At 69.0% G+C, this 25,414-nt stretch carries 16 protein-coding genes and 3 pseudogenes; 6 read left to right on the forward strand and 13 right to left on the reverse strand.

Annotation, left to right across the window (positions count from 1 at the left end; all coding sequences use genetic code 11):
- Positions 1-129 precede the first annotated feature (129 nt).
- The 3 genes and pseudogenes from ACFVWD_RS02830 to betA form a co-directional block, all read right to left on the reverse strand.
- Positions 130-742 (reverse strand): annotated as a pseudogene (locus ACFVWD_RS02830) (alpha/beta fold hydrolase).
- A gap of 12 nt (positions 743-754) precedes the next feature.
- A complete protein-coding gene (locus tag ACFVWD_RS02835; protein WP_389593555.1) occupies positions 755-1,591 on the reverse strand; it encodes a 5,10-methylenetetrahydrofolate reductase in 837 nt (278 codons plus the stop codon).
- A 3-nt stretch (positions 1,592-1,594) separates the two neighbouring features.
- Positions 1,595-3,262: a choline dehydrogenase gene (betA, locus tag ACFVWD_RS02840; protein ID WP_389593556.1), complete on the reverse strand. Its 1,668-nt coding sequence runs from the start codon at positions 3,260-3,262 to the stop codon at positions 1,595-1,597.
- A 202-nt stretch (positions 3,263-3,464) separates the two neighbouring features.
- Here betA and ACFVWD_RS02845 point away from each other — a divergent pair, with 202 nt between their 5' ends.
- Complete coding sequence (locus tag ACFVWD_RS02845) at positions 3,465-4,211, forward strand: IclR family transcriptional regulator (RefSeq protein ID WP_389593837.1); 747 nt, start codon at positions 3,465-3,467, stop codon at positions 4,209-4,211.
- 9 nt (positions 4,212-4,220) lie between these two features.
- On the opposite strand, the gene ACFVWD_RS02850 is transcribed toward ACFVWD_RS02845, so the two are convergent.
- The 8 genes and pseudogenes from ACFVWD_RS02850 to ACFVWD_RS02885 all read right to left on the reverse strand — a co-directional run bounded on the left by ACFVWD_RS02850 (position 4,221) and on the right by ACFVWD_RS02885 (position 13,222).
- Complete coding sequence (locus ACFVWD_RS02850) at positions 4,221-5,351, reverse strand: aromatic ring-hydroxylating dioxygenase subunit alpha (RefSeq protein ID WP_389593557.1); 1,131 nt, start codon at positions 5,349-5,351, stop codon at positions 4,221-4,223.
- 130 nt (positions 5,352-5,481) lie between these two features.
- The gene (locus ACFVWD_RS02855; RefSeq protein ID WP_389593558.1) at positions 5,482-6,645 is read right to left on the reverse strand and encodes an NAD(P)/FAD-dependent oxidoreductase; all 1,164 of its coding nucleotides are present in this window, start codon (positions 6,643-6,645) and stop codon (positions 5,482-5,484) included.
- On the reverse strand, positions 6,642-7,004 hold the full coding sequence (locus tag ACFVWD_RS02860) for a bifunctional 3-phenylpropionate/cinnamic acid dioxygenase ferredoxin subunit (RefSeq protein WP_389593559.1): 363 nt from the start codon (positions 7,002-7,004) through the stop codon (positions 6,642-6,644). The genes ACFVWD_RS02855 and ACFVWD_RS02860 overlap by 4 nt, the downstream gene beginning before the upstream one ends.
- Before the next feature lie 214 nt (positions 7,005-7,218).
- Complete coding sequence (locus ACFVWD_RS02865; RefSeq protein WP_389593561.1) at positions 7,219-7,848, reverse strand: MBL fold metallo-hydrolase; 630 nt, start codon at positions 7,846-7,848, stop codon at positions 7,219-7,221.
- Positions 7,848-8,933 carry an S-(hydroxymethyl)mycothiol dehydrogenase gene (locus ACFVWD_RS02870; RefSeq protein WP_389593563.1) on the reverse strand — a complete coding sequence of 362 codons (1,086 nt, stop codon included), beginning with the start codon at positions 8,931-8,933 and terminating at the stop codon, positions 7,848-7,850. Before ACFVWD_RS02870 ends, ACFVWD_RS02865 begins: the two co-directional genes overlap by 1 nt.
- A gap of 98 nt (positions 8,934-9,031) precedes the next feature.
- A pseudogene (locus tag ACFVWD_RS02875) lies at positions 9,032-10,289 on the reverse strand (BCCT family transporter); the annotation flags it as partial.
- Positions 10,290-10,910: pseudogene (locus ACFVWD_RS02880) on the reverse strand (chorismate-binding protein); the annotation flags it as partial.
- 20 nt (positions 10,911-10,930) lie between these two features.
- Positions 10,931-13,222, reverse strand: coding sequence for an FdhF/YdeP family oxidoreductase (locus ACFVWD_RS02885; RefSeq protein WP_389593565.1), 2,292 nt, complete (start codon positions 13,220-13,222; stop codon positions 10,931-10,933).
- Positions 13,223-13,749: 527 nt separating this feature from the next.
- On the opposite strand from ACFVWD_RS02885, the gene ACFVWD_RS02890 reads away from it, so the two are divergent.
- The 3 genes from ACFVWD_RS02890 to ACFVWD_RS02900 all read left to right on the forward strand — a co-directional run bounded on the left by ACFVWD_RS02890 (position 13,750) and on the right by ACFVWD_RS02900 (position 21,222).
- Complete coding sequence (locus ACFVWD_RS02890; RefSeq protein WP_389593566.1) at positions 13,750-14,154, forward strand: hypothetical protein; 405 nt, start codon at positions 13,750-13,752, stop codon at positions 14,152-14,154.
- A 553-nt stretch (positions 14,155-14,707) separates the two neighbouring features.
- Positions 14,708-18,979, forward strand: coding sequence for a discoidin domain-containing protein (locus tag ACFVWD_RS02895; RefSeq protein WP_389593567.1), 4,272 nt, complete (start codon positions 14,708-14,710; stop codon positions 18,977-18,979).
- A 1,079-nt stretch (positions 18,980-20,058) separates the two neighbouring features.
- Positions 20,059-21,222, forward strand: a complete 1,164-nt coding sequence (locus ACFVWD_RS02900; protein WP_389593569.1) for a glycoside hydrolase family 64 protein — start codon at positions 20,059-20,061, stop codon at positions 21,220-21,222.
- Positions 21,223-21,236: 14 nt separating this feature from the next.
- Here ACFVWD_RS02900 and ACFVWD_RS02905 read toward each other — a convergent pair whose 3' ends face one another.
- On the reverse strand, positions 21,237-21,896 hold the full coding sequence (locus ACFVWD_RS02905) for a TetR/AcrR family transcriptional regulator (protein WP_389593571.1): 660 nt from the start codon (positions 21,894-21,896) through the stop codon (positions 21,237-21,239).
- Between the two features lie 128 nt (positions 21,897-22,024).
- On the opposite strand from ACFVWD_RS02905, the gene ACFVWD_RS02910 reads away from it, so the two are divergent.
- Positions 22,025-22,588: an NADPH-dependent FMN reductase gene (locus ACFVWD_RS02910; RefSeq protein WP_389593573.1), complete on the forward strand. Its 564-nt coding sequence runs from the start codon at positions 22,025-22,027 to the stop codon at positions 22,586-22,588.
- A 134-nt stretch (positions 22,589-22,722) separates the two neighbouring features.
- A complete protein-coding gene (locus ACFVWD_RS02915) occupies positions 22,723-23,400 on the forward strand; it encodes an AIM24 family protein (protein WP_389593574.1) in 678 nt (225 codons plus the stop codon).
- An 82-nt stretch (positions 23,401-23,482) separates the two neighbouring features.
- On the opposite strand, the gene ACFVWD_RS02920 is transcribed toward ACFVWD_RS02915, so the two are convergent.
- Positions 23,483-25,258 (reverse strand): M4 family metallopeptidase, encoded by a 1,776-nt coding sequence (locus ACFVWD_RS02920; protein ID WP_389593576.1) that lies wholly within the window; start codon positions 25,256-25,258, stop codon positions 23,483-23,485.
- Positions 25,259-25,414: the final 156 nt, after the last annotated feature.

A 25,414-nucleotide genomic window follows, 5' to 3' on the forward strand; every position in this document is an offset into this window, starting at 1 on the left:
TTATATTTTCGTGGCCCGCTTAATTTGTTTATTAGACACTTCTTCTGCCGGTCCCCATTCGGGAATGTGGGGGGGGGGCGGTTTCCCCCCCCCGCCCCCGTCGTATACGAACCCGAACGCCCCCCGCGGTCACAACGGCTGCTGGAGGAAGGCGATGAGTGCGGCCGTGAGTTCCGCGGGGGCGTCCTCCTGGACGAGGTGCCCCGCTCCGGCGATCGGTTCGAATTCGGCCCGGGCGATCTGCCGGTGGAAGGCCGCCTGGCCGGGGCAGTCCAGCCAGGGCTCGCTCGAAGACGTCGGCGTGCTCGCCGACGAGCCGGTAGAACGGGGAGCCCCACGGTGCCGGCGCGACCGGATCCACCAGGGCGAGGGCCCGATAGCGAGCGCCATGCAGCAGATGGGTCCGAAGGGCGACGGCACCGCCGAAGTCGTGGGCGACCACGAGCGGTTCCGTGAGGCCCCAGTGGCTCAGGAGCTCGATGAAGACCCGGTCCTGGGCGGCCAGGGACACGTCCTGGCCCGCGGCCTTCTCGGAGGCCCCGTAGCCGGGCATGTCCCAGACGAACACCTGATGGTGCCGGGCGAGCGAGCGGGCGAGCGCACGCCGGTCGTACGAGGAGAAGGGGGTGTCGTGCAGCAGGACGACCGGTGGCCGGCCGGGGTGGCCCAGCCGGTCCCAGCGGACGTCACCGGAGGCGCTGGTGAAGGTTCGGGTCAGTCGCCAGTCGGTTTCGGGTGCCACGCCCCTCCTGGTTCAGTCGCCCAACCGGTCCAGCAGGGCGCGGCGCCACCGTTCGGTCTCGGCGATCTGGTTGAACGTGAACACATGCAGGCCCGCCACCCCGGCCGAGGGCGCGGAAAGCGCCTCGGCACTGCGGGCGAGCAGCCGGTCGGGCGAGTAGCCGCCGGGGGTCGCGAACCGCAGGAACCACGAGGCGTGCTTGGTGAGGAAGCGCGTCGACTCCCCCACCCCGATCTTCGTCGCCATGGCCAGCAGCTTCGCCCGCTGCACGGGCCCCGCCACGCCCACATGGACGGGCAGGGTGACGTCGCGGCGCCGTATGCGGCCGACCCAGTCACCCAGCACGCGCGGATCGAAGCAGAGGTTGCTCACGATGTACGTGGCGTGTGCACGCTTGTCCCACATGGCCTGGATGGTGAGGTCGTCGTGGATGAGCGGATGGCTCTCGGGATAGCCGGTGATGCCGACGCGCGCGAAGGGGCTGCCCAGCTCGCTCAGCCTGCGCAGCACCGGTAGCGCCCCGTCGTAGGCCCCGGCCGGCGGATCGGCGTCGCCGGCCGGGACGAAGACGTCGTCGACACCCGTCTCCCGGAGCCGGTCGACGACATCCTTCAGATGCGCGTCGTCCCGCAGCAGCCGCGCGGGCACGTGCGGGACGACGCGGTAACCGTGCGCCGCCAGCCGGCCGACGAGGTCGAGCGTCGGCTCCAGGCCCTTGACCGGAGACGCCGTCACGGTGACGACGACGTCGCGCGGGACATGGGCGAGGACCTTGTCCTCGGTCGCCTTCGCGGGCAGTACCTCGTAGCGGACGCTCGACAGCAGCGCCCTGAAGTGTTCGCCGTCCAAGGGTTACCCGGCCTGCTTCTGGGCGTCGCGGTACCGGTAGTACGCGGCCTTGGAGGCGGGCAGCGGCTCCTTGCCGAGGATGAGGTCGGCCGCCTTCTCCGCGATCATCATCACCGGCGCGTAGATGTTGCCGTTGGTGACATAGGGCATCACCGACGCGTCGACGACGCGCAGCCCCTCCACGCCATGCACGCGCATGCTGGTGGGGTCGACGACGGACATCTCGTCGGTGCCCATCTTGCAGGTGCAGGAAGGGTGCAGGGCGGTCTCGCCCTCCTTGGCGACCCAGGCGAGGATCTCCTCCTCGCTCGCCACGGACGGGCCGGGCGAGATCTCACCGTCGTTGTACGGGGCCATGGCGGGCTGGTTGAGGAGCTCGCGGGCGACCCGGATCGACTCGACCCACTCGCGGCGGTCCTGCTCGGTGGACAGGTAGTTGAAGCGCAGCGCCGGGTGTTCCTGCGGGTCCTTGCTCTTGATCTTCACCGAGCCGATGGCGTCGGAGTACATGGGCCCGACGTGCACCTGGTAGCCGTGGCCGCCGGCCGGCGAGGAGCCGTCGTAGCGGACCGCGATCGGCAGGAAGTGGAACATCAGGTTGGGGTAGTCCACGTCCTCGTTGCTGCGGGCGAAGCCGCCGGCCTCGAAGTGGTTGGTCGAGGCGGGGCCCTTGCGGAAGAGCCATTGCAGGCCGATGAAGGGCGCGCGCCACTTCGCCATGTACGGCTGCATGGAGACGGGCTGCTTGCAGGCGTACTGGATGTACACCTCCAGGTGGTCCTGCATGTTCTCGCCGACGCCCGGAAGGTCGTGGACGACGTCGATGCCGAGCGCGCTCAGTTCCTCGGCGTTGCCGACTCCGGAGAGCTGGAGCAGCTGCGGGGAGTTGATCGCGCCGCCGCAGAGGATGACCTCGCGGGCGCGCACCTGCTGGACCTTGCCGCGGCGCCGGTACTCGACGCCGACGGCCTTCTTGCCCTCGAAGAGGACGCGGGTGACCAGGGCGCGGGTGGTGATGGTGAGGTTGGGCCGCTTCTTCACGGGCTTGAGGTACGCCTTCGAGGCCGACAGCCGGCGGCCGCGGCTGACGTTGCGGTCGAAGGGGGCGAAGCCCTCCTGCTGATAGCCGTTGACGTCGTCGGTGCGGGGGTGGCCCGCCTCCTGGACGGCCTTGAGGAAGGCGGTGAACAGCGGGTTGGAGGCGGGGCCGCGTTCGAGGACGAGAGGGCCGTCGTGGCCGCGGAACTCGTCGTCGGGGTCGGCCGCGAGACAGTTCTCCATCCGCTTGAAGTACGGCAGACAGTGCGCGTAGTCCCAGGACTCCATGCCGGCGTCGGCCGCCCAGCGCTCGTAGTCCATGGGGTTGCCGCGCTGGAAGATCATGCCGTTGATGCTGCTGGAACCGCCCAGCACCTTGCCGCGCGCGTGATAGATGCGCCGGTCGCCCATGTGCGGCTCGGGTTCCGACTCGTACTTCCAGTCGTAGAACCGGCTGCCGATCGGATAGGTCAGCGCCGCGGGCATGTGGATGAAGACGTCCCACGGGTAGTCCGGCCGGCCCGCCTCCAGGACCAGCACCTGGTTGCCCGGGTCGGCGGAGAGTCGGTTCGCCAGTGCGCTGCCGGCGGATCCACCGCCGACGATGACGAAGTCGTATTGCAGGGGAGCCATGGTGCCTCGTCTCGCTCGCGCCGTAGATACGCGAGGCATGCTAGTACGAGTATCGCTATACGCACCAGGTTGCGAGCAACGCAACTTGCAAGGTCTGCGTTTCCGCGCTGTTACTTGCGCTGGTGTTGTTTACTGCGCGTATAGTTTCGCTGTGAGCAACTACAGTCCAGATATTGAAACGACAGGTTCGCAGTCCGGCGGGGTGCAGTCCGTCGACCGCGCCATCAGCGTGCTGGAGATCCTGGCCCAGCGCGGCGAGGCCGGCGTCAGCGAGGTGGCCGCCGAGATCGATGTTCACAAGTCGACCGCGTTCCGACTGCTCGGCGCCCTGGAGGCGCGCGGTCTGGTGGAGCAGGCGGGCGAGCGCGGCAAGTACCGCCTCGGCTTCGGCATCGTACGCCTGGCCGGCGCGGTCACGGGACGCATCGACATCACCCAGCAGGGCCGCCAGGTCTGCGAGCGCCTCGCCGAGGAGATCGGCGAGACCGTCAACATCGCCGTGATGCAGGAGCACTACGCGATCAACCTCTACCAGGTGCGCGGCCCGGGGGCCGTCACCGCGCACAACTGGGTCGGCCAGCTGACCCCGCTGCACGCCACCTCCAGCGGCAAGATCCTGCTGGCGCACCTGCCCGCCAAGGAGCGCACCGCGCTGGTGTCCGAGGCCGGCCTGAAGAAGGTGACCCCGCACACCCTGACCTCGAAGACGAAGCTGGAGAAGAACCTCGCCGAGGCCCGGGAGCGCGGCTACGCCTGGACCCTGGAGGAGCTGGAGATCGGGCTCCACGCGATGGCCGCGCCGGTGCGCGACCGGGACGGCGAGGTCATCGCGGCACTCAGCGCCTCCGGACCCGCGTACCGGTTCACCGAGGAGCGCCTGCACGAACTCGCTCCGGTGCTGGTCAAGGGCGCGGAGGAGATCAGCCATCGGATGGGTTACCTGGGCTGACCCGCCCAACTACGGCCGGGGAGTACCGAGGCGCTCGTTCACCCAGTCGTGGAAGGCGCCGATGTGGTGTTCGCTGGGCACCAGCACCCCGCCCTTGGCGTACATCCGGGAGCTCATCCCGGGCTGCGTGCGCTCGCACGCGTCGAAGTCCTGGCGGTTGACCCGGTCGAAGAGTTCCACGGACCGGCTGACGTCCTTGCCGCTCTCGACGACGTGCGGAAGATACAGCCAGTCGCACTCGACGATCGTGCGGTCGACGGCCACCGGGTACATCCGGTGGAAGATCACGTGGTCGGGGACGAGGTTGATGAACACCTGCGGCTTGACGGTGATCGCGTAGTAGCGACGGTCCTGGTCCTCCGCCACCCCCGGGATGCGGTCCAGGCCCTCGGAGCCGTCGACAGTGAAGCCCTGGACCTCCTCACCGAACTCTGCACCGTGACCCACGTAGTACTGAGCCGCATAACCGTCCGCGAACTCGGGGAGCACCTCGGTGAGTTCGGGGTGGATCGTGGCGCAGTGGTAGCACTCCATGAAGTTCTCGATGATGAGCTTCCAGTTCGCCTTGACGTCGTAGACGATCCGCTTGCCGACCGAGAGGTTGTCGATGTCGTAGTGCTCGATCGACTCCACGTCGCCGAGCCGGCCGACGACCTCGCCGATGACGTCGTCCTCGAAAGAGGGCGGGTTCTCCGTCAGGCAGACCCAGACGTAGCCGAGCCATTCGCGGGTGGTCACGCTCACCAGGCCGAACTCGGTGCGGCCGACGTCGGGCATCTTCGTGAGGTTGGGCGCCGCGACGAGCTTGCCGTTCAGGTCGTACGTCCAGGCGTGGTACGGACACTGGAAGGCACGCTTGACCTCGCCGGCCTCCTCGGTGCAAAGCTTGGCACCGCGGTGCCGGCAGACGTTGAAGAAGGCGCGTACGGAGTTGTCCCGCGCACGCGTGATCAGGATGCTCTCGCGGCCCACCTCTACGGTCCGGAAGGCACCGGGCTTGGCCAGGTCCGAGGAACGTACGGCGCAGAACCACATCGTTTCGAAGATGCGCTCCTGCTCCTGGGCGAAGATCCCCGGATCCGTGTAGGAGGAGCCGGGGAGGGTGGCGATCAGACTGTCCGGCAGGCTGGTCGAGGTCACGGTGCACTCCTCGGGAAACGTCGTGGAGGGGCCATTCACGCGCCGGGAAGAACGACTCCGGACGGCGTTGTGCATGGAGCAACGCTGCGTGCCATGTGCAACCGCAGCATGAAATGACTCAGGGGCCGTGTCAAGAGCTCGCGGCGGCGAGCTGCTTGCGCCAGCGGGTGAACAGCCGAGGCTGGTTCATCCCGAGCACGGCGACCGGAACTCCGGCGCGCCGGTAGACGGCCAGGACGTCGCGGTCGTCCGCGGCGCCCGCCTCGATGGTCACACTGTCGGCGGCTGCCGCGTGACCGGCGAACTGGATCTTCACGCCGTACTGGTCGGACCAGAAGTACGGCGGCCGGGGCACACCCGGTTCCACCGCTCCGCCCGCCAGCAGTGTGGCGATCGCGGCGTCGGGACGCTCGCGCGCACCGGTCCAGTGCTCGACGCGGCGGTGGGCGCCCGCGCGGGGGTCGTACCAGTTGGCGCAGTCGCCGACCGCGACCACGCCGGCCAGGCTGGTGCGGCCGTCGGCGCCGCACTTGACGCCGTTGTCGAGTTCGACGCCGGATCCTTCCAGCCACTCGACACACGGGCGTGCGCCCACACCGACGACGACGAGGTCGGCGGGGATGCTGCGGCCGTCCTCGAGCAGGACGGCCTCGACCCGGGCCTCCCCGCTCAGTCCCTTGACGCCGACGCCGCACAACAGCCGTACGCCATGGTCCGCGTGGAGGGCGGAGACGATGCCGCCCATGACCTCGCCGAGCGGTCCGGCCAGCGGCGTCGGGGCCGCCTCGACGACCGTCACGTCCAACCCGAGGGCGTAGGCGGTGGAGGCGACCTCGGCGCCGATGAAGCCGCCGCCGATCACCACCAGCCGTCCGCCGCAGGCCAGTTCGTCCCGCAGGGCGCGGGCGTCGTCCAGGGTGCGCAGGGTGTGCACTCCGGCCAGGCCTTCGGACCCGGGCAGAGTACGCGCCACTGCGCCGGTCGCGATGACGATGCCGTCGGCGCGGACCTCCTGTCCATCGGCGAGCCGGACGGCACGGTCCGCGCGGTCGAGTCCGGTGGCGCGGATGCCGAGCAGCCACTCCGCCCGCAGGTCCTCGTCGTCGGCCTCCAGGGCGAGTTCCGCCTCGCCGAGGGTGCCGGCCAGGAACTCCTTGGAGAGCGGGGGCCTGTCGTACGGGCGGTGGAGCTCGTCCCCGATGATGACGAGCCGCCCGCCGTAGCCCTGCTTCCGCAGCGAGCGCGCCGCCGACAGACCGGCCAGCGAGGCACCCACCACGGCGACGGTCCTCACGCGGAACCCCCGGCCAGCCGGGCTGCGACGCAGGGCGGCAGGTTGGGTGCCTCCGTGGACAGCCGGACGTAGATCACGCCGTCCTCGACGACGACCTCGTGTGTCCGGACCGGGAGCTTCGCCGGCGGGGAGTCGACCGCGCCGGTCCTCAGGTCGAACTTCGAAGCATGCAGCGGGCATTCCACCTCGCAGCCCTCCAGCCAGCCGTCGGCGAGCGAGGCGTCCTGGTGGGTGCAGGTGTCGTCGATGGCGAAGAGTTCGCCGTCGTCGGTGTGGAACACCGAGACCGGCGGATCTGTGTCGAGCCGGTGGGCCTCTCCTCGCGGGAGATCCGCGAGACGGCACGCGGGAATCATCATGACACCTCGGTGCGTATAGCGAAACGGATTGCGGTAAGCGCAACATCAGTTTGAGGTCGGCCAGAACCCTTGTCAAGGCATCCAGAGGGCACTCCGAGCCGTTTATCACGTTGCGTAACACGGAACTCAATTCGCATAGAACAACAACAGCCCGCCGCATCGGCTCGCGACGGAGGCGAGCCGAGGGCGGGCGGGTGAGGGGCGCGAGTGGGCGTCAGAAACCGCGGCCGATCCACTCCTGGAGATGCGGGGCCTCGCCGGCGACGGTGGTCGTCCCCCCGTGTCCGGTGTGCACGACGGTGTCACCCGGCAGCGTCAGCAGCCGGTCCCGGATCGACTCGATGATGGTCGGGAAGTGGCTGTACGACCGTCCCGTCGCCCCCGGTCCACCGGCGAACAGCGTGTCGCCGCTGAAGAGGGCCGTCAGGGCCGGTGCGTACAGGCAGACCGCGCCGGGCGCATGGCCCGGCGTGTGCAGCACGGTCAGCTCGATGCCGGCCACCGTGAGGCCCTGGCCGTCGGTCAGTTCGGCGTCCGGCGCCTTGTCGGGGTGGGTCTGCTTCCACAGCGGCAGGTCGTCCGGGTGGAGCAGGATCGGGGCGCCGGCGCGCTCCGCGAGTGCGGGCGCGGCGTCGATGTGGTCGTTGTGGGCGTGGGTGCACACGATCGCCCGCAGGGTGCGCCCGCCGACGGCGGCGGCGATGGCCTCGGCGTCGTGCGCGGCGTCGATGACGATCACCTCGTGGTCGTCGCCGACGATCCACACGTTGTTGTCGACGTCCCAGGTGCCGCCGTCCAGGGAGAACGTTCCCGAGGTGACGAGGTGTTCGATGCGGGCGGCCATCAGAGGACCACCACCGAGCGCAGCACGTCGCCGCCGTGCATCCGCTCGAACGCCTTCTCGACCTCGTCCAGCGCGATGGTCTCCGTGACGAACGCGTCCAGGTCCAGCCGACCCTGCTGATAGAGGTCGACGAGCAGCGGGAAGTCGCGGGAGGGCAGGCAGTCCCCGTACCAGGAGGACTTGAGCGCTCCGCCGCGGCCGAAGACGTCCAGCAGTGGCAGTTCCAGTTTCATCTCCGGGGTGGGCACACCCACGAGGACGACCGTGCCGGCCAGGTCGCGGGCGTAGAAGGCCTGCTTGTACGTCTCCGGGCGACCGACCGCCTCGATCACGACGTCGGCGCCGAAGCCGCCGGTCAGCTCGCGGATCGCCTCGACCGCGTCGGCGTTCCTGGAGTTGACCGTGTGGGTCGCGCCCAGCTTCTTGGCCGTCTCCAGTTTGTGGTCGTCGATGTCGACGGCGATGATCCTCGCCGCGCCCGCCAGGTTCGACCCGACGACCGCCGCGTCCCCGACGCCACCGCAGCCGATGACCGCGACCGTGTCACCGCGGCCGACGTTGCCGGTGTTGATGGCCGCACCGATGCCGGCCATCACGCCGCACCCCAGCAGACCGACGGCGGCCGCCGACGCGGCCGGGTCGACCTTGGTGCACTGTCCCGCCGCCACCAGCGTCTTCTCCGCGAACGCGCCGATGCCGAGCGCCGGGGACAGCTCGGTGCCGTCGAGCAGAGTCATCTTCTGCTTCGCGTTGTGGGTGTTGAAGCAGTACCACGGCCGTCCGCGCAGGCACGCCCGGCACTGCCCGCACACCGCACGCCAGTTGAGGATGACGAAGTCGCCGGGTGCGACATCGGTGACACCCTCCCCCACCGACTCCACGACACCCGCGGCCTCATGGCCCAGCAGGAAGGGGAAGTCGTCGTTGATGCCGCCCTCGCGATAGTGCAGATCGGTGTGACAGACCCCGCAGGCCTCGATCTTCACCAGAGCCTCGCCCGGTCCCGGGTCGGGCACGATGATCGTTTCCAGGCTGACGGGGGCGCCCTTGCCCCGCGCGACGACAGCACGAACCTGATGTGTCATGGCCACTCCTCGGCTGGTCGAGACTTGAATCAGATGTTGCTCATTACGGCACACATCTCATGTGCCGCAACACAGCATCGTGGAGTGCCGACCGGGGGTCAAGGAGCCCGACGGGAGTTCCCGCAGCTGGGCGGCTTCGCGGGTCCGATGCGGAGTTCGAAGTCGCCGTCGTACTGCTCATGGCCGGCCATGACGGTCGTTTCGATGGCCTCCTTGCCCTTCCGCCCGCGGATGATGAGCGGGTCGTGGCGCAGCTCGCGGGTGAGCGCGATACACAAACCGACCATCAGCAGAGTGAAGGGGGCCGCCGCTGGATGGTGAGGTTCTGCAGTCCGGTGAGCGCGTCGCCCCCGCCACCGCCGACGAGCAGCATGACCGCGGCGACCACCCCGGTCAGCACACCCCAGAACACCACGACGGCCCGCGTCGGTTCCAGGGATCCGCGCTGCGAGAGCGTCCCCATCACGATCGAGGCGGCGTCGGCGCCGGAGACGAAGAAGACAGCGACGAGGATCATCACGACGACGCTCGACACCGTGGCGATCGGGTATTGCTGAAGCACGTCGAAGAGCCGGCCCTGGGCTGTCGCGGCCTCGCCGAGGGCCTTCTCGTCCCGCGGGTGCATGGCCGAGCCGCCGAAGATCGCGAACCACAGCTGGCTGACCGCGCTGACCACCAGGATGACGCCGCCCACGAACTGCCAGATGGTCCGGCCCCGGCTGATGCGCGCGATGAACATGCCGACGAAGGGCGTCCAGGAGATCCACCGGGCCCAGCGGAAGGCCGTCCAGCCGGACGTCCAGTCGGCGGCTCCCTCACCGCTCGATGCCTCGGTACGCCCTGCCGTCTGGGTCAGATCGCCGAGCAAGGCGCCGATGGAGGTGGGCAGCAGATCAAGGATGAAGATCGTCGGCCCGACGAGGAACACGAAGACCGCCAGGGTCACCGCCGGCACCATGTTGATGTTGGACAGCCACTGGAATGCCCTCGCCGATCTCGGACAGCGCCGAGGCGGCGAACGCCACGGTCAGCACCGCGATCACCGCGACCAGCAGGCCGGTGCCTACAGATCCCATTCCATCCAAGTCCGGTGATGCCTCTGCCGATCTGCAGGGCGCCGAGCCCCAGAGAGGCCGCAGAGCCGAAGAGGGTGACGAAGATGGCGAGGATGTCGATGGCCCGGCCGCCCCAGCCGTTCGCCCGCTTCTCACCGATCAGCGGGGTGAACACGGCGCTGATCAGCTGTCGGCGCCCGCGACGGAAGGTGCTGAGGGCGATGGCCGGGCCCACGACCGCCTACATCGCCTACGGGTGGAGCGTCCAGTGGAAGAGGGGGGTGACCATGGCGGTCTCCAAGATCCAGAACGTGCGGATGCCCACCGCGAGTTCACCCGTGCCGCGGTCGGCATCGACCCAGCCGATGCCGCCGCAGTACGGGCCGCGCGGCACGGTCTCCAGTGCCTCGATGACACGCAGCGCGCTGGACTTGGGGGCGCCCGTCACGGACTCTGGCGGGAACGTTCCGGCGAAGAGTTCCGGCCATCCGACGCGTTCGGCGAGTTCGCGGTCCGGCCGGTGCCCTTGATGGGGCCGGACTCCACTGTGCGGCCGGCACGGCGGAGGAAGAGTTCGGGCGAGGCCGTCGCGATCTCCACACCATGCGCCGGCAGGCGCACCGTGCCGGCGTACGGGGCTGGATTGCCGCGTGCCAGCAGGGCGGTGAGGGCGTCGACGTCCGCGTGCTCCGGGTCGGGCAACGGCGCGGACAGGACCCGGCACAGGTTGGCCTGGTAGACCTCACCGCACGCCGTACGTCCCCGAAACGCGCGCACACCAGGCGCCCCTCGAAGTCCGCGACCACGGCCCAGAAATCGACGGAGTCGAGGGCCGCGGGATCGCTGGTCACGTCCCGGAGATCGGTGGCGACGAGTCGCCGAAGCGGGCCAGAGGGGCAAGACCGTACGCTCTTCCGCTCATCGGTCACACCTCCCTGTACATCAGGCCGGTTCGAGCCGGACGACGATGGACTTCGACGTGGGCGTGTTGCTGATGTCCGCCGTGGAGTCGAGGGGCACCAGGACGTTGGTCTCAGGGAAATAGGCGGCACAGCACCCCCGGGGCGTCGGGTACGAAACCGCCCGGAAGGCCGGTGCCCTGCGCTCCACGCCGTCCCCGTACTCGCTCACGATGTCGACGAGGTCCCCGTCGGCCAGGCCTCGGTCGGTGAGGTCGTCGGGATGCAGGAAGAGGACGCGTCGCCCCTGGTGGATGCCGCGGTAACGATCGTCCAGGCCGTAGATGGTGGTGTTGTACTGGTCGTGGGAGCGGAGCGTCTGCAGCAGCAGCCGGCCTTCGGGGACGTGCGGTCTCTCCAGCGGGTTGGCGGTGAAGTTGGCCAGGCCGGTGGAGGTGGTGAACCGGCGCTCGTCGCGCGGCGGGTGGGGCAGCGCGAAGCCGCCCGGCTCCCGTACCCGGGCGTTGAAGTCCTCGAAGCCGGGGATCACGCGTTCGATGCGGTCACGGATGCGGTCGTAGTCCGACTCCAAGTTCTCCCACGGCACCTGGGAGCCCGCTTCCCCGAGGGCCGCCCGTGCCATACGGCAGATGATCGCGACCTCGCTGAGCAGGTGCTCGGAGGCGGGCTTCAGCCGCCCCCGGGAGAGGTGCACCATGCTCATGGAGTCCTCCACCGTCACCAGCTGCGGCCCGGCCGGGCGCAGATCGGCTTCGGTCCGGCCGAGGCAGGGCAGGATGAGCGCCTGCTCCCCGGCGATGACGTGCGAGCGATTGAGCTTGGTCGAGATCTGGACGGTGAGGCGACAGCGCCTGAGCGCCTGTTCGGTCAGGTCGGTGTCGGGGGCCGCGGCAACGAAGTTGCCGCCCAGCGCGACGAAGACCCGTACCTGGCCGTCGCGCATGGCACGGATGCTCTCCACCGCGTCGTGGCCGTGGTGGCGCGGGGGCGTGAACGCGAACTCGGTGCCGAGCGCGTCCAGGAACGCGTCGTCCGGCTTCTCGTAGATGCCCATCGTCCGGTCGCCCTGCACGTTGGAGTGACCGCGTACCGGGCAGAGGCCGGCGCCCGGGCGGCCGATGTTGCCGCGGAGCAGAAGGAAGTTCACGACGTCCCGGATGGTGGGCACCGAGTGACGGTGCTGGGTGAGCCCCATCGCCCAGCAGACGACGATCTTCTCGGCGGCCAGGACATGGCCGAACGCGGCCCGTATCTCTTCCTCGGGCAGACCGGTGGCCTGAAGGATGTCGTCCCACGAGGCCTTGCGGGCTTGCTCGGCGAACTCCTCGAAGCCATGCGTGTACCGGTCGATGAAAGCGGTGTCGAGGACCGTGCCGGGCGCCTCGTTCTCCGCCTCCAACAGCATGCGGTTGAAGGCCTGGAACAGCGCCTGGTCTCCACCCAGCCTGATCTGCAGGAACTGGTCCGCCAGCCGGGTGCCGCCACCGAGGACACCGGAGGGCCGCTGGGGGTTCTTGAACCGGAGCAGCCCGGCCTCGGGCAGGGGGTTGACCGCGATGACGCGGCCGCCCCGCCGCTTGGCCTCCTCCAGCGCGGAGAGCATACGGGGGTGGTTGGTGCCCGGGTTCTGGCCGACCACGAGGATGAGGTCGGCCTCGTGGAGGTCTTCCAGGCTGACGCTGCCCTTGCCGATGCCGATGGTCTCCGTCAGAGCCGATCCGCTCGACTCGTGGCACATGTTGGAGCAGTCCGGCAGGTTGTTGGTGCCGAGCATCCGGACGAAGAGCTGATAGACGAACGCGGCCTCGTTGCTCGCCCGTCCGGAGGTGTAGAAGGCGGCCTGATCGGGGTGATCGAGCGCGGCGAGTTCCCGGGCGACGACTGCGAACGCGTCGTCCCAGGAGATCGGCCGGTAGCGGTCGCTGCCCGCCGGGCGGTACATGGGGTGAGTGAGGCGCCCCTGCTGCCCGAGCCAGTAGTCGCTACGGGGCAGGAGTTCCTCCAGGGTGTGCTCGGCGAAGAAGTCCGGGGTGACACGGCGGACGGTGGCCTCCTCGGCCACCGCTTTCGCGCCGTTCTCACAGAACTCCGCCCGGTGCCGGTGCTCCGGCTCGGGCCAGGCGCAGCCGGGACAGTCGAAGCCCTTCTTCTGGTTGACCTGGAGCAGAGTGAGCAGGCCGCGGCGAGCCCCCATCTGTTCGCCGGCGTGCCGCAGCGAGGAGGTGACCGCGGGGATACCGGCGGCGTACTCCTTCGGTGGGCCGACCCTCAGACGGGCGTCACCGGGGTCCTCAGCAGGTGGCTTACGGGTCATCTGTAGCGCTACTCCGCGGTGTAGGGAACCAGAGCCATGCCAGTGCCGTCGCCGGGCATCGCGGCCCGTCGCGCGGAGAGCCGCAACCGAAGATCAGGCAGTTTCACATTGAGCAACAGTAGCGTTATACGCAACTAGTCCAAGGAAGCCCTACCGACGACCTCCTGTCAAGGCCGATGACCGCGAAGGCGGTGTCGAGTCGATCCACTCGCTGTCCGAGATGAACGAGCGCGTGGTCACCGGCACGTGCCCCTTCGCGGCCGACGTGCTGGGGGTGACGATGCTGGTGGAATGCGGCGGCACAAGATGATCACGGTAGGGCGTGAGTACAACCGCCTCGAGAGATGTACGGCGAGCTGTAAGAGCGCCCGAGGGCCCTTGTGTACGTGCTCCCGCCGGGCAAAAACCCATGGCGGAGGAGGATGGACGACCGGCTGGCCGATGGCCGACGAGTTCGAGTCCATGGCCCATGGCCCATGGCCCATGACAACCCTTGGCACTGGATCGTGGCCAGTACGGCTTGAAACGTGCCGGTCGGGCAGGTGGGCACCATCACGGTGACCGTCTCACGCTCGGTCAACCTGTCTCTTCCGCTGCCCGGCGTCCCTGATGCCCGCACCCTCACGTCGACCGCAGCCTCCGTCGTGCACCAGTACCGGCAGGTCGCACGAGAGCTGTTCGCCGCCCAGGACGCCTGCACGGGCGAGCGGCAGATGGTGATCCTCGCCCGTGCACCGGGGCACGACTACCTCCGGGACGGAGGTAGAGGCGCCCACGGCCTTGAAATCGCCTTCACCGACGCGGAGTCAGCCGACTTCTCCATCGACCGAGCGGGGCGCAAACACGTCGGCACAGCCTGCCGGGCCGGTCGCGTGCGAGAAGGTCCCGTTGGCCGCAGCAAGCAGCGGAGCCCCGTCAGTGGCGGGTGGTAGTCCAGGAACCGGTCGACAGAGCGCGTGACGAAGGGCTGGGGACTGTGCGGAAGCGAGCCCTGGAGCACGCTGGGGACGAGGACTTCGCCCCGTCGGTAACCCACCGCCCATGACGCATGGATCGCGCAAGAATTTGCGCGCCTTGCGTTCGCTTGCGTTCTCGGAGCGCAAGCCCGCAACCGCCGCCGAGTCGCGGACCGGACCGTGCGGGCCGGTAAAGCTGGCCCCGACGCCTGCCAGTTGACCGCTTCAGCGGCTCGGATGTGGAGCCCGCGCCGCCATCACTCCTGAGTGATGGGTGATTCTGGTGAATATTGTGCCGTTCCGGCTGTAGACCCACCCATATTGCTCTGCAATATTTCGATGAAACAACGCAAAATACTGCCTCGCGGTGCCCTTAGAAGATCTTCTCCGTCAGGTCGGCTCCTGCCGCCTGAGCGCATTGCACCCCGCTCCGCACTGATCGTCCTGCACCTTTCTGCACCACTCCGCCAGGAATGAGCCGCCCTCGCCGCCCCACCGGCGCGCGAGCCTCCGCAGGAAGTGACCCCGCATGACTCGACACAAGCAGAGATCCACAAGGCGCCGCGCGGCGACCGCCGCGCTCGCCTCCGTCGTCATGGTTCTGGGCCTGCCCGCCGTCGGCGCACACGCTGCCGGCGGCCCCAACGCCGCCGCGGAAGCCGTGACCACGGCGGGCAGCACCCGTGGCGCGCACGCCGCCGCCAACGTCACCGACGGCGACACCGACACCTACTGGCAGGCCGGAAAGAAGTCGGCCCAGTGGGTGCAGACCGACCTCGGGCGGAGCAAGCGCGTCCGCCAGGTCGTGCTGCGGCTGCCCGAGCACTGGCAGACCCGTAAGCAGACGCTGGCGCTCCAGGGCAGCGCCGACGGGAAGAGCTTCGCCACGCTCAAGTCGTCGGCGCAGTACGTCTTCAGCCCCGGTAACGACAACACGGTGAAGGTCTCGATCCCCGCGACTCTCGCCCGGTACGTACGGGCCGACTTCAGCGCCAACTCGGTCGCCGGCACCGGTCAGCTCGCCGAGTTGCAGGTCCTCACGACCGCCGCCACGACCCCCAATCTCGCCCAGGGCAAACCCTTCAGCGAGAGCGGGCACGCCGACGTCTACGGCGCGGCCAACGCCGGTGACGGCAACCGCGACACCTACTGGGAGAGCACGAACAACGCCTTCCCGCAGTGGCTCCAGGTCGATCTCGGCTCGTCGGTCAAGATCAACCAGGTGACGCTGCGGCTGCCCAGCGGCTGGCCGAGCCGCAGCCAGACCTTCAAGGTCCAGGGTTCGACCGACAACCAGAACTTCACCGACCTCACGGCCTCGAAGGCGTACACCTTCGACAGCACCAACGACCAGTCGACGGCCATCTCCTTCGACACGACCACCACGCGGTACGTGCGCGCGCTGTTCACCGCCAACACCGGCTGGCCCGCCGGGCAGGCGTCCGAGCTGGAGGTCTACGGGCCGGCGACCGGCGACACCCAGGCGCCCACCGCTCCGTCCAACCTGAGCTACACCGAGCCTGCCACCGGGCAGATCAAGCTGACCTGGAGCGCGGCCACCGACGACACGGCCGTGACCGGCTACGACATCTACGCCAACGGCCAGTTGCGGGCGAGCGTCGCCGGGAACGTCCTGACCTACACCGACACCCAGCCGGCCGGCAGCGACATCACGTACTTCGTGCGGGCCAAGGACGCGGCCGGCAACGTCTCCGCCAACAGCAACAGCGTCACCCGCAAGGGATCGAGCGGCGACACCCAGGCCCCGACCGCGCCCGGCAACCTCGCCTACACGCAGTCGGGCAGCGACGTGAAGCTCACCTGGCAGGCATCGAGCGACAACGTCCAGGTGACCGGCTACGACGTCTACGCCAACGACCAGCTCGTCAAGTCCGCGGCGGGTGACGTCACGACGTACACCGACACCCCGTCGCCGACGGCCACGGTCACCTACTACGTGAAGGCGAAGGACGCCGCCGGGAACGTGTCGGTGGCGAGCAACAGCGTCACCCGGGCCGGTTCCGGTTCCGGCTCCGACCTCGCCCAGGGCAAGCCCATCGAGGCCTCCTCGTACACCTTCACCTACGTCGCCACGAACGCCAACGACGGCCAGGTCAGCACCTATTGGGAGAGCGGGGGCGGCGCCTACCCGGCCACTCTCACCACCAAGCTGGGTGCCAACGCCGACCTCAGCCAGGTCGTCGTCAAGCTCAACCCCGATGCCGCCTGGTCCACGCGCACGCAGAACATCCAGGTGCTCGGCCGCGACCAGGACGCGACGGCGTTCACCAGCCTCGTGGCCGCGAAGGACTACACGTTCACCCCGGCGAGCGGCAACACGGTGACCATCCCGGTCTCCGGCTCCGCCGCCGACATCCAGCTCAAGTTCGCCTCCAACACCGGTGCCCCCGGTGCGCAGGTCGCCGAGTTCCAGGTCATCGGCACCCCGGCCGCCAACCCGGACCTCAAGGTCACCGGCATCACCAACTCGCCCGCGGCCCCGGTCGAGTCGGACGCCATCAGCCTGACGGCGACCGTCACCAACAGCGGCAGCAAGCCGTCCAAGGCCACGGACCTGAACTTCACGCTCGGCGGCACCAAGGCCGCCACCGCGGACGTCCCGGCCCTCGCGGCCGGCGATTCGACGACGGTCACGGCGAGCATCGGCACCCGGGATGCGGGCAGTTACCCGGTCGGCGCCGAGGTGGACCCGTCGAACAAGGTCATCGAGCAGAACGAGGCGAACAACGTCTTCACCCGCTCCGACGCCCTCGTCGTCAAGCCCGTCTCCAGCTCGGACCTGGTCGCCGCTCCGGTCGCCTGGACGCCTTCCAGCGCCTCGGCGGGCGACGACGTCTCGTTCACCGTCGCGATCAAGAACCAGGGGACGGCGGCCTCGGCCTCCGGCGCCCACAACGTCACGCTGACGGTCCAGGACTCCAACGGCGCCACCGTCAAGACGCTCACCGGCTCCTACAGCGGCGCCATCGCGTCCGGCCAGACGACCGCACCGGTCGGCCTCGGCTCCTGGACGGCCGCCAACGGCAAGTACACCGTCAAGACGGTGATCGCCGACGACGCCAACGAACTGCCGGTCAAGCGAGCCAACAACACCACCACGCAGGCCCTGTTCGTCGGCCGCGGCGCGGACATGCCGTACGACATGTACGAGGCCGAGGGCGGCACCGTCGGCGGCGGCGCCAAGGTCGTCGGCCCGAACCGCACGATCGGCGACATCGCGGGCGAGGCGAGCGGCCGCAAGGCGGTGACCCTCACCGGGACCGGCCAGTACGTCGAGTGGACCACCCGGGCGGCCACCAACACCCTGGTGACCCGCTTCGAGATCCCGGACGGCACCGACACGACGCTCAATGTCTATGTGGACGGCCAGTTCCTCAAGCCGATCGACCTCACATCGAAGTACGCCTGGCTCTACGGCAACGAGACCTCTCCGGGTAACTCGCCCGGCTCCGGTGCCCCGCGCCACATCTACGACGAGGCGAACCTGCAGCTCGGCAGGACCGTTCCGGCCGGCTCCAAGATCCGGCTCCAGAAGGACGCGGCCAACACCTCCACCTACGCCATCGACTTCATCAACACCGAACAGGCGACGGCGATCCCGAACCCGGACCCGGCCGCCTACACGGTCCCGGCCGGCTTCTCCCACCAGGACGTGCAGAACGCGCTCGACAAGGTCCGCATGGACACCACGGGCAAGCTCGTCGGTGTCTACCTGCCCGCCGGTGACTACGAGACCTCCAGCAAGTTCCAGGTCTACGGCAAGGCGGTCAAGGTCGTCGGAGCCGGGTCGTGGTTCACCCGATTCCACGCCCCCGCCTCGCAGGAGAACACCGACGTGGGCTTCCGTGCCGAGGCCACCGCCAACGGCTCGTCGTTCACCGGCTTCGCCTACTTCGGCAACTACACGTCCCGGATCGACGGTCCGGGCAAGGTGTTCGACTTCTCCAACGTCTCGGGCATCACCATCGACGACATCTGGGTCGAGCACATGGTGTGCCTCTACTGGGGCGCCAACACCGACAACATGACCATCAAGAACTCCCGCATCCGTGACACGTTCGCCGACGGCATCAACATGACGAACGGTTCCACGGACAACCACGTGGTCAACAACGACGCCAGGGCCACGGGCGACGACAGCTTCGCACTCTTCTCGGCGATCGACGCGGGCGGCGCCGACGAGAAGAACAACCTCTACGAGAACCTGACGTCGACGCTCACCTGGCGCGCGGCCGGTATCGCCGTCTACGGCGGCTACAACAACACCTTCCGCAACATCCGGGTCGCCGACACCTTGGTCTACTCCGGCATCACGATCTCCTCGCTGGACTTCGGCTACCCGATGAACGGCTTCGGGACCGATCCGACGACGATCGAGAACGTCTCCCTGGACAGAACGGGCGGCCACTTCTGGGGCTCGCAGGTCTTCCCGGCCATCTGGGCGTTCTCGGCCTCCAAGGTCTTCCAGGGCATCCGGGTCAACGACGTCGACATCGACGACTCCACCTACGGAGGAGTGATGTTCCAGACCAACTATGTCGGCGGCCAGCCGCAGTTCCCGGTGAAGGACACGATCTTCACCGACATCTCCATCACCAACTCCAAGAAGAGTGGGGACGCGTTCGACGCGAAGTCCGGGTTCGGCATCTGGGCCAACGAGCTGCCCGAGCCCGGTCAGGGACCCGCCGTCGGTGAGGCCACTTTCCGCAACTTGCGGATGAGCGGCAACGCGGAGGACATCCGCAACAAGACCACCACCTTCCAGATCAACGTCCAGTAGCTCCCGACAGCACCGCATCGACCGGGGCCGCCCTTCACAAGGGCGGCCCCGCTTCGCCATGACCGTGGCGAGCTGGAGAAGTACCTGGGTGTCGCCTATGTCGGCGGTCTTCCGGGCGAACCGTTCAGCCGCTATTCGGTCCGGTGCGATCGACACGTCCTTCCGCGCCGTCGGCGTGCCGGCCGGCCCCTTGGCGAGGACATCGAGTGGGTCCGGGTGCCCGACCAAGCGCTCCAGCTCTTCATCGGATCTGCCCGTGGGCTGGTGGGTGCACGGTCGGTGGCCGAGAGGCTGATCGTGAACAGGCCGGCGGCGACCAGTAGTTGGCTCACGGCGAAAGCGGCGAGGCACGCGGTCAGGCCGGCCGGGTGCGGCGAGCCGGCAGCAGGCGCAGGGGCGCGCCGGCCCTGCGCCGGAGCAGTTCGAGCGCTGCCGCCAGTTCCGCCGCGCGCACGTCCTCCGGATCGGCGGCAGAAGGCCCACTCTCCGTACCGCGTGCGCGCAGAGCGCTCGTGACCTGCTCGCTCGGCCCAAGACAGCGTCCACCCGCTCGCGTTCCGGTGATCCGACGGGCGCGAGTCCGTCGACACGCGCCCGCAACGAGGCCCGCGCGACAAGCGTGCTCGGCCCCGCGGCTTCAGCCGCACCGGCGGGAGTTCGGGGCGGGCAGCGGAGCGCCGTCACGGCCCCGTCCACTTCCCCGAAGCGAGTCCCCTCCAGCCGGCCCTTCCGACCGCCCCCGATGCCCTGCTGGGAGCGCCCGATGCAGTTCACGACGAGGGCCTCGCGGCCATCGAGCAGCAGCTCAGCCGCGCCCCCACCGGCATTCATGACCACATCCGCCGGCTACCCGTCGGATCCGCCGTGGACATCACCGTGCGACTCCGCCGACCCCAGTTGGACCAGACCAATCCTGTCCGAATCGTTGACATGTACGTCACCCGCCGCAATTCTGAGAGCGCTCTCAACGAGAACCGGACGGCTCCACTCCGCCGGAATCCACCTCGTTGGAATCCCCCCACCCAAGGAGAGAGCGAGTGCCCAGAAGGCTCAGGAGTCTCAAATGGCATGCCCTGGCTGTGGCTGCGGCCACCGCCACCACGGCGCTTCTCACGTTCGGCGCCCCCTCCGACGCGAACGCGGCCGTCCCGACGACGATCCCACTGAAGTTCACGAACAACTCCGGCCGCAGCGAACCCGTCTACATCTACGACCTCGGAACACTCCTCTCGACGGGCCAGCAGGGCTGGGCCGACGCGAACGGCACGTTCCACGCCTGGCCCGCCGGCGGCAATCCGCCGACGCCCGCGCCCGACGCCTCGATCACGGGACCGGCCAACGGTCAGTCGATGACGATCCGGATGCCCAAGTTCTCCGGCCGGATCTACTTCTCCTACGGCCAGAAGCTCGACTTCCGTCTGACCACCGGCGGTCTGGTGCAGCCGGCCGTGCAGAACCCGAGCGACCCCAACCGCAACATCCTCTTCAACTGGTCCGAGTACACGCTCAACGACTCCGGGCTGTGGATCAACAGCACCCAGGTCGACATGTTCTCGGCCCCGTACGCCGTCGGGGTCCAGCTCGCCGACGGCAGTACCAAGAACACCGGCCACCTCAAAACGGGCGGCTACACCGGGTTCTTCAACGCCCTGCGCGGTCAGCCGGGCGGCTGGGCCAATCTGATCCAGACCCGGTCCGACGGCACCGTCCTGCGGGCACTGGCTCCCGGTCACGGCATCGAGGCGGGCGCGCTGCCGGGCGCCGTCATGGACGACTACGTCAACCGCGTGTGGCAGAAGTACAGTTCGTCGACGCTGACGGTGACGCCGTTCGCCGATCAGCCGAACACGAAGTACTTCGGGCGGGTCTCCGGTGACGTCATGAACTTCACCAACAGCGCCGGAGCGGTCGTCACCAGCTTCCAGAAGCCCGACTCGGACAGCATCTTCGGTTGCTACAAGCGGCTGGACGCCCCCAACGACCTGGTACGTGGCCCCATTTCACGCACCCTGTGCGCGGGCTTCAACCGCTCCACGCTTCTCACCAACCCCAACCAGCCGGACACGAGCTCGGCGAGCTTCTACCAGGACACGGTGACCAACCAGTACGCCCGCAAGATCCACGCGCAGATGGCCGACGGCAAGGCCTACGCGTTCGCCTTCGACGACGTCGGCAACTACGAGTCCCTCGTCCACGACGGCAACCCCCAACAGGCGTACGTCACGCTGGACCCGTTCAACTGACGGATGCCGAAAGGCTAGTCGGACACCGGGCAGGTGGTCCGCTTCACGAGGTCGTGCCAGCCGGACTCCAGGCGTTCGAGGGGCATCCCGCACTGTCGCGTCAGGTGGTGGATCAGGGCGGGTTCCAGGTAGCCCATGAGGGTCTGGGCCAGAAGAACGCTGTCCGCGCCGGGCACGGCCTCGCGCAGGAGCATGGCGACGTGCGTGAAGCGGACGCGGTACGGGGCGGAGCTGAAACGGCGGGAGGCGTCCGGCTCGGCGGCGATGTACAGGTCGAGCCGGTCGTGGATCTCGCGCAGGACCCGGCAGCCGAAGGCGTGCAGGCGGTCCGCCGGTGACGCGCCGGGGCCGAGAGGTGGCGGGCCGCTGAGGAAGGCGGCCTGGAACCGCTGCTCGGTGTGGTCGAGCAGGGCCATCAGCAGGCCGGTGCGGTCACCGAAGCGCCGGAAGACGGTTCCCTTGCCCACCGAGGCCGCGACGGCGACGGCCTCCATCGTGACATTGGCGACCCCGTGCTCCTCCACCAGGCGGGTGGCGGCCTCCAGCAGCCGCGCGCGGTTGCGCGCGGCGTCGGCGCGGAGCTGCGGCGCGGCAGGCCCGACGGTCAGCTCCAGCGGGACCGGAGCTCCCGAGGGTTCCTGCCCCCTCGGGAAGGGCGGAAGTGGGGTGGACATGAACACAGCGTAACGGCAGACGGGGGCAACTGGACCCTGGTCCGTTTAGCTGCTACAACATTAAACAGACCAGCAAGCGGACCTCGGTCCGCTTTATTGCCGCAATGTTTCGTCCCCGGGAGTTCCCCATGTCCGTACGCATCCTCGCGCTCGTCGGCAGCCTTCGTGCCGGCTCCCACAACCGCCAGCTCGCGGAGGCGGCCGTCAAGCTCGCCCCCGAGGGCGCGGAGATCGAGCTGTACGAGGGGCTCGCCGAGGTCCCGTTCTACAACGAGGACCTTGACGTCGAGGGCAAGGTGCCTGCCGCCGCCACCGCCCTGCGCGAGGCCGCGGGCCGCTCCGACGCCTTTCTGCTCTTCTCGCCGGAGTACAACGGCACGATCACGGCCGTCCTGAAGAACGCCATCGACTGGCTGTCGCGTCCGTACGGCGCCAGCGCCTTCACCGGCAAGCCCGCCGCCGTGGTCGGCACCGCGTACGGTCAGTTCGGTGGCGTCTGGGCGCAGGACGAGGCCCGCAAGGCCCTCGGGATCGCGGGTGCCGCCGTCCTGGAGGACCTCAAGCTCTCCGTTCCCGGCTCCGTGGTCCGCTTCGCCGAGACCCACCCGGTCGACGACGCCGAGGTCGCCGCCCAGCTCACCGAGGTCGTCGCCCGCCTGCACAGCGAGATCGACGCGCCCAGCGCCTCCTGACACGCCTCCCCAGGGCCGGTCCGGTGCACCGGACCGGCCCTTCGCGCGTTCCCGGCAGCCGCCGAACCGCCCCCATCGGTCCCCGGATGTCAGCGATCTTGGCGGAACCAAACCCTCCGGGCCAAGATGCCCGCATGAAGGGTGATCTCTTTTCCAGTGACCACATGGTGCAGCCCGCCGTCACGCCGGGCATGACCATCCAGAACGCCAAGTCGATCAAGTACGCCGTCAACGGCCACATGCTCGCGCGCCAGGGGGCGATGATCGCCTACCGGGGGAATCTGCAGTTCGAGCGCAAGGGCCAGGGCGTCGGCGGCATGCTCAAGCGGGCGGTCACCGGCGAGGGACTGCCGCTGATGACGGTGCGCGGGCAGGGCGAGGCCTGGTTCGCGCACGAGGCGCAGAACTGTTTCATCATCGACATCGAGCCTGGCGACCTGTTCACCGTGAACGGGCGCAACGTCCTGTGCTTCGACTCCACGCTGTCGTACGAGATAAAGACCGTGAAGGGCGCGGGCGTCACCGGCGGCGGCATCTTCAACAGCGTCTTCAGCGGTCACGGCAGACTGGGGCTGATCTGCGAGGGCAACCCGCTGGTGATACCCGTCTCACCGCAGCAGCCGGTGTACGTCGACACGGACGCGGTCGTCGGCTGGACCGCGCAGCTCCACACCTCGCTGCACCGCTCGCAGTCGATCGGCTCGATGATCCGCGGCGGCTCGGGCGAGGCCGTACAGCTGAAGCTGGAGGGCGACGGCGTGGTCGTCGTACGGCCGAGTGAGGCGACTCCGCAGAAGGCACAGCAGCACTGACGCCGGGAGAACGGCCGAAAGGGGCCCCGCCGCCGGGCGGGGCCCCTTCTTCTTGTTCTTCTTGTTGTTCTTGTCCCGTCCGTCAGCGCCCTGCGGCCGGGGTGTTGGCGGTGGTGACATTGACGGCGGCCCACGCCGCGTCCACCGTCCGGTACTCGGTGCTGGTCGCCCCGTACATGTCGGCGGCGGCCTTGAGGGTCGCGGTCCGCGCGTCGTGGAAGTCGGTCGTGGAGACCATGTAGCGGGTCAGCGCGCGGTAGAAGATCGCGGTCGCCTTGGCGCGTCCGATGCCGGTCACCAGCGAGCCGTCGTACGTCGGCGAGTCGTACTTCACACCGCCGATCGTCTTGCGGCCACTGCCCTCGGCGAGCAGGTAGTACGCGTGCGAGGAGACGCCGGAGCCGGCGTGCACCTCGGTGTCGTACGTCGCGGGCGACCAGTAGTCGATGGTGCCCTCCAGCTTGTCCAGGGAGGGGTGGTCGAGGCGGCGCAGGAACTTCTGGGCGAGGCCCAGCTTCTCGCCCATGAGGTAGTTGGGCGGGTTCTTCGGGTTGTTGGCGGAGAACTCGACGTTGGACCCGAAGATGTCGGCGAGGGACTCGTTGAGTGCGCCCGGCTCGCCGTACTGGTTGCCGTGCGCGTCCACCCGGGTGGGTTCGAGGGCGGCGGTGGCGTCGACGACGCCGTGGGTCAGCTCGTGGCCGGTGACGTCCAGGACGACCAGCGGCTTCTTGAACATGTCGCCGTCACCGTCGCCGTAGAGCATGCAGCCGCACGTCGAGTCCCAGAAGGCGTTGCCGACCTTGCGGCCGAAGTGGACCATCGCGCGGGCGCCGGTGCTGTTGTTCTTGATGCCCTTGCGGCCGAAGGTCTTCTTGTAGAAGTCCAGCGTCTGGGTGATGCCGTACTGGGCGTCGACCGCGGTGGTGGTCCGGTTGGCGGTGGTGCCGGTGCCCCACTTGTTGGTGGTGCTGGTGAACTTCGTGCCGCGCGAGAAGGCTTCCAGTTCCGCGCCCTTGGCGTCCCGGGTCTCGGTGTTCCACCGGGTGGGGTCCTTGAGGAGGAAGCTGGTGCGGGCGGTCTGCGTGGTGGTCAGCGTCACCTTGCCGGCGAAGAGGGAGGTGCCGCTGCCGGTGGCCTTGACCGGGTAGCGGGCGGCCGCCGTCACGCCGAGGAGGCCGGACGGCTGGGTGGCCACGCCCGTCACCGGGCTCGCCGTCTCGCCCTTCTCGCGCAGCGTCTTCTCCAGGCGCGGCGAGATGAACTCGTCGCTGTCGGGGGTGTTGCTGCGGATCCGGCCGTTCTGCGCGTCCACGACGACCGTGCGGGAGCCGCCGGCCTCGGTGGTGTCGCTGTCCGTCACGCGCACCTGGTAGGCGAGGGCGGCGGCGCCGTCGCGGGCGTCGACGACGAGTGCGGCGCTGCCCGCGTCGCCCTGGGCGACCGCGGCGGCCTTCTGCTCGGCCTGCTGGGGCGTCAGCTTCGCCTCGGTCGTGGCCGGCTTGACGGCGTGGTCGGCGGCCCGGGTCACGCCCAGGTAGGCGGACTGCTTGCCGAGGTGGACGACGAGGTCGCCGCCGAGCACCGGGAGCCCTTGGTGGCTGCGGACGAAGCGGACGTGCTGCTTGCCGTCCGGGTCCGTCATGACGTCCGTGGCCCGCAGGGTGTCACCCGGGCCGACACCGGTGGCCGGGGCGTGGGCGAACGCGGCGGCCCGGGCGGCCTCCACCGGCGAGGAGGCCGAAGTCGCGGTGCGGGCGGGCGAGTCGGGCGCCGCGAAGGCGGGGCCCATCGGAAGCGTGGCCGCCGTCGTCACCGCGACGGCGATCGCCACGCGGCGTATGTGGGGTCTACGCACTGAGTTCCTTCGAACGGGGGCGGTCGGCGTCGCCAACCGCCCTGAGGCACGGCGCCGTTGAACGCCGTGGGGGCTGTCGGGCCCTCCCGACAGATGCGACGAGGGGGGCGGTGGTTGCCCGACGAGGTCCACCAACCCGCACATGTGATCGACGTC

The sequence above is a fragment of the Streptomyces sp. NPDC058086 genome (assembly GCF_042885015.1).
Taxonomy (GTDB): Bacteria; Actinomycetota; Actinomycetes; order Streptomycetales; family Streptomycetaceae; genus Streptomyces.

Bases quoted from the DNA above. Each gene is read 5' to 3' on its own strand.
- betA (WP_389593556.1), bottom strand. From the start codon at position 3,262: ATGGCTCCCCTGCAATACGACTTCGTCATCGTCGGCGGTGGATCCGCC.
- ACFVWD_RS02860 (WP_389593559.1), bottom strand. From the start codon at position 7,004: ATGATGATTCCCGCGTGCCGTCTCGCGGATCTCCCGCGAGGAGAGGCC.
- ACFVWD_RS02865 (WP_389593561.1), bottom strand. From the start codon at position 7,848: ATGGCCGCCCGCATCGAACACCTCGTCACCTCGGGAACGTTCTCCCTG.
- ACFVWD_RS02870 (WP_389593563.1), bottom strand. From the start codon at position 8,933: ATGACACATCAGGTTCGTGCTGTCGTCGCGCGGGGCAAGGGCGCCCCC.
- ACFVWD_RS02885 (WP_389593565.1), bottom strand. From the start codon at position 13,222: ATGACCCGTAAGCCACCTGCTGAGGACCCCGGTGACGCCCGTCTGAGG.
- ACFVWD_RS02895 (WP_389593567.1), top strand. From the start codon at position 14,708: ATGACTCGACACAAGCAGAGATCCACAAGGCGCCGCGCGGCGACCGCC.
- ACFVWD_RS02905 (WP_389593571.1), bottom strand. From the start codon at position 21,896: ATGTCCACCCCACTTCCGCCCTTCCCGAGGGGGCAGGAACCCTCGGGA.
- ACFVWD_RS02910 (WP_389593573.1), top strand. From the start codon at position 22,025: ATGTCCGTACGCATCCTCGCGCTCGTCGGCAGCCTTCGTGCCGGCTCC.
- ACFVWD_RS02915 (WP_389593574.1), top strand. From the start codon at position 22,723: ATGAAGGGTGATCTCTTTTCCAGTGACCACATGGTGCAGCCCGCCGTC.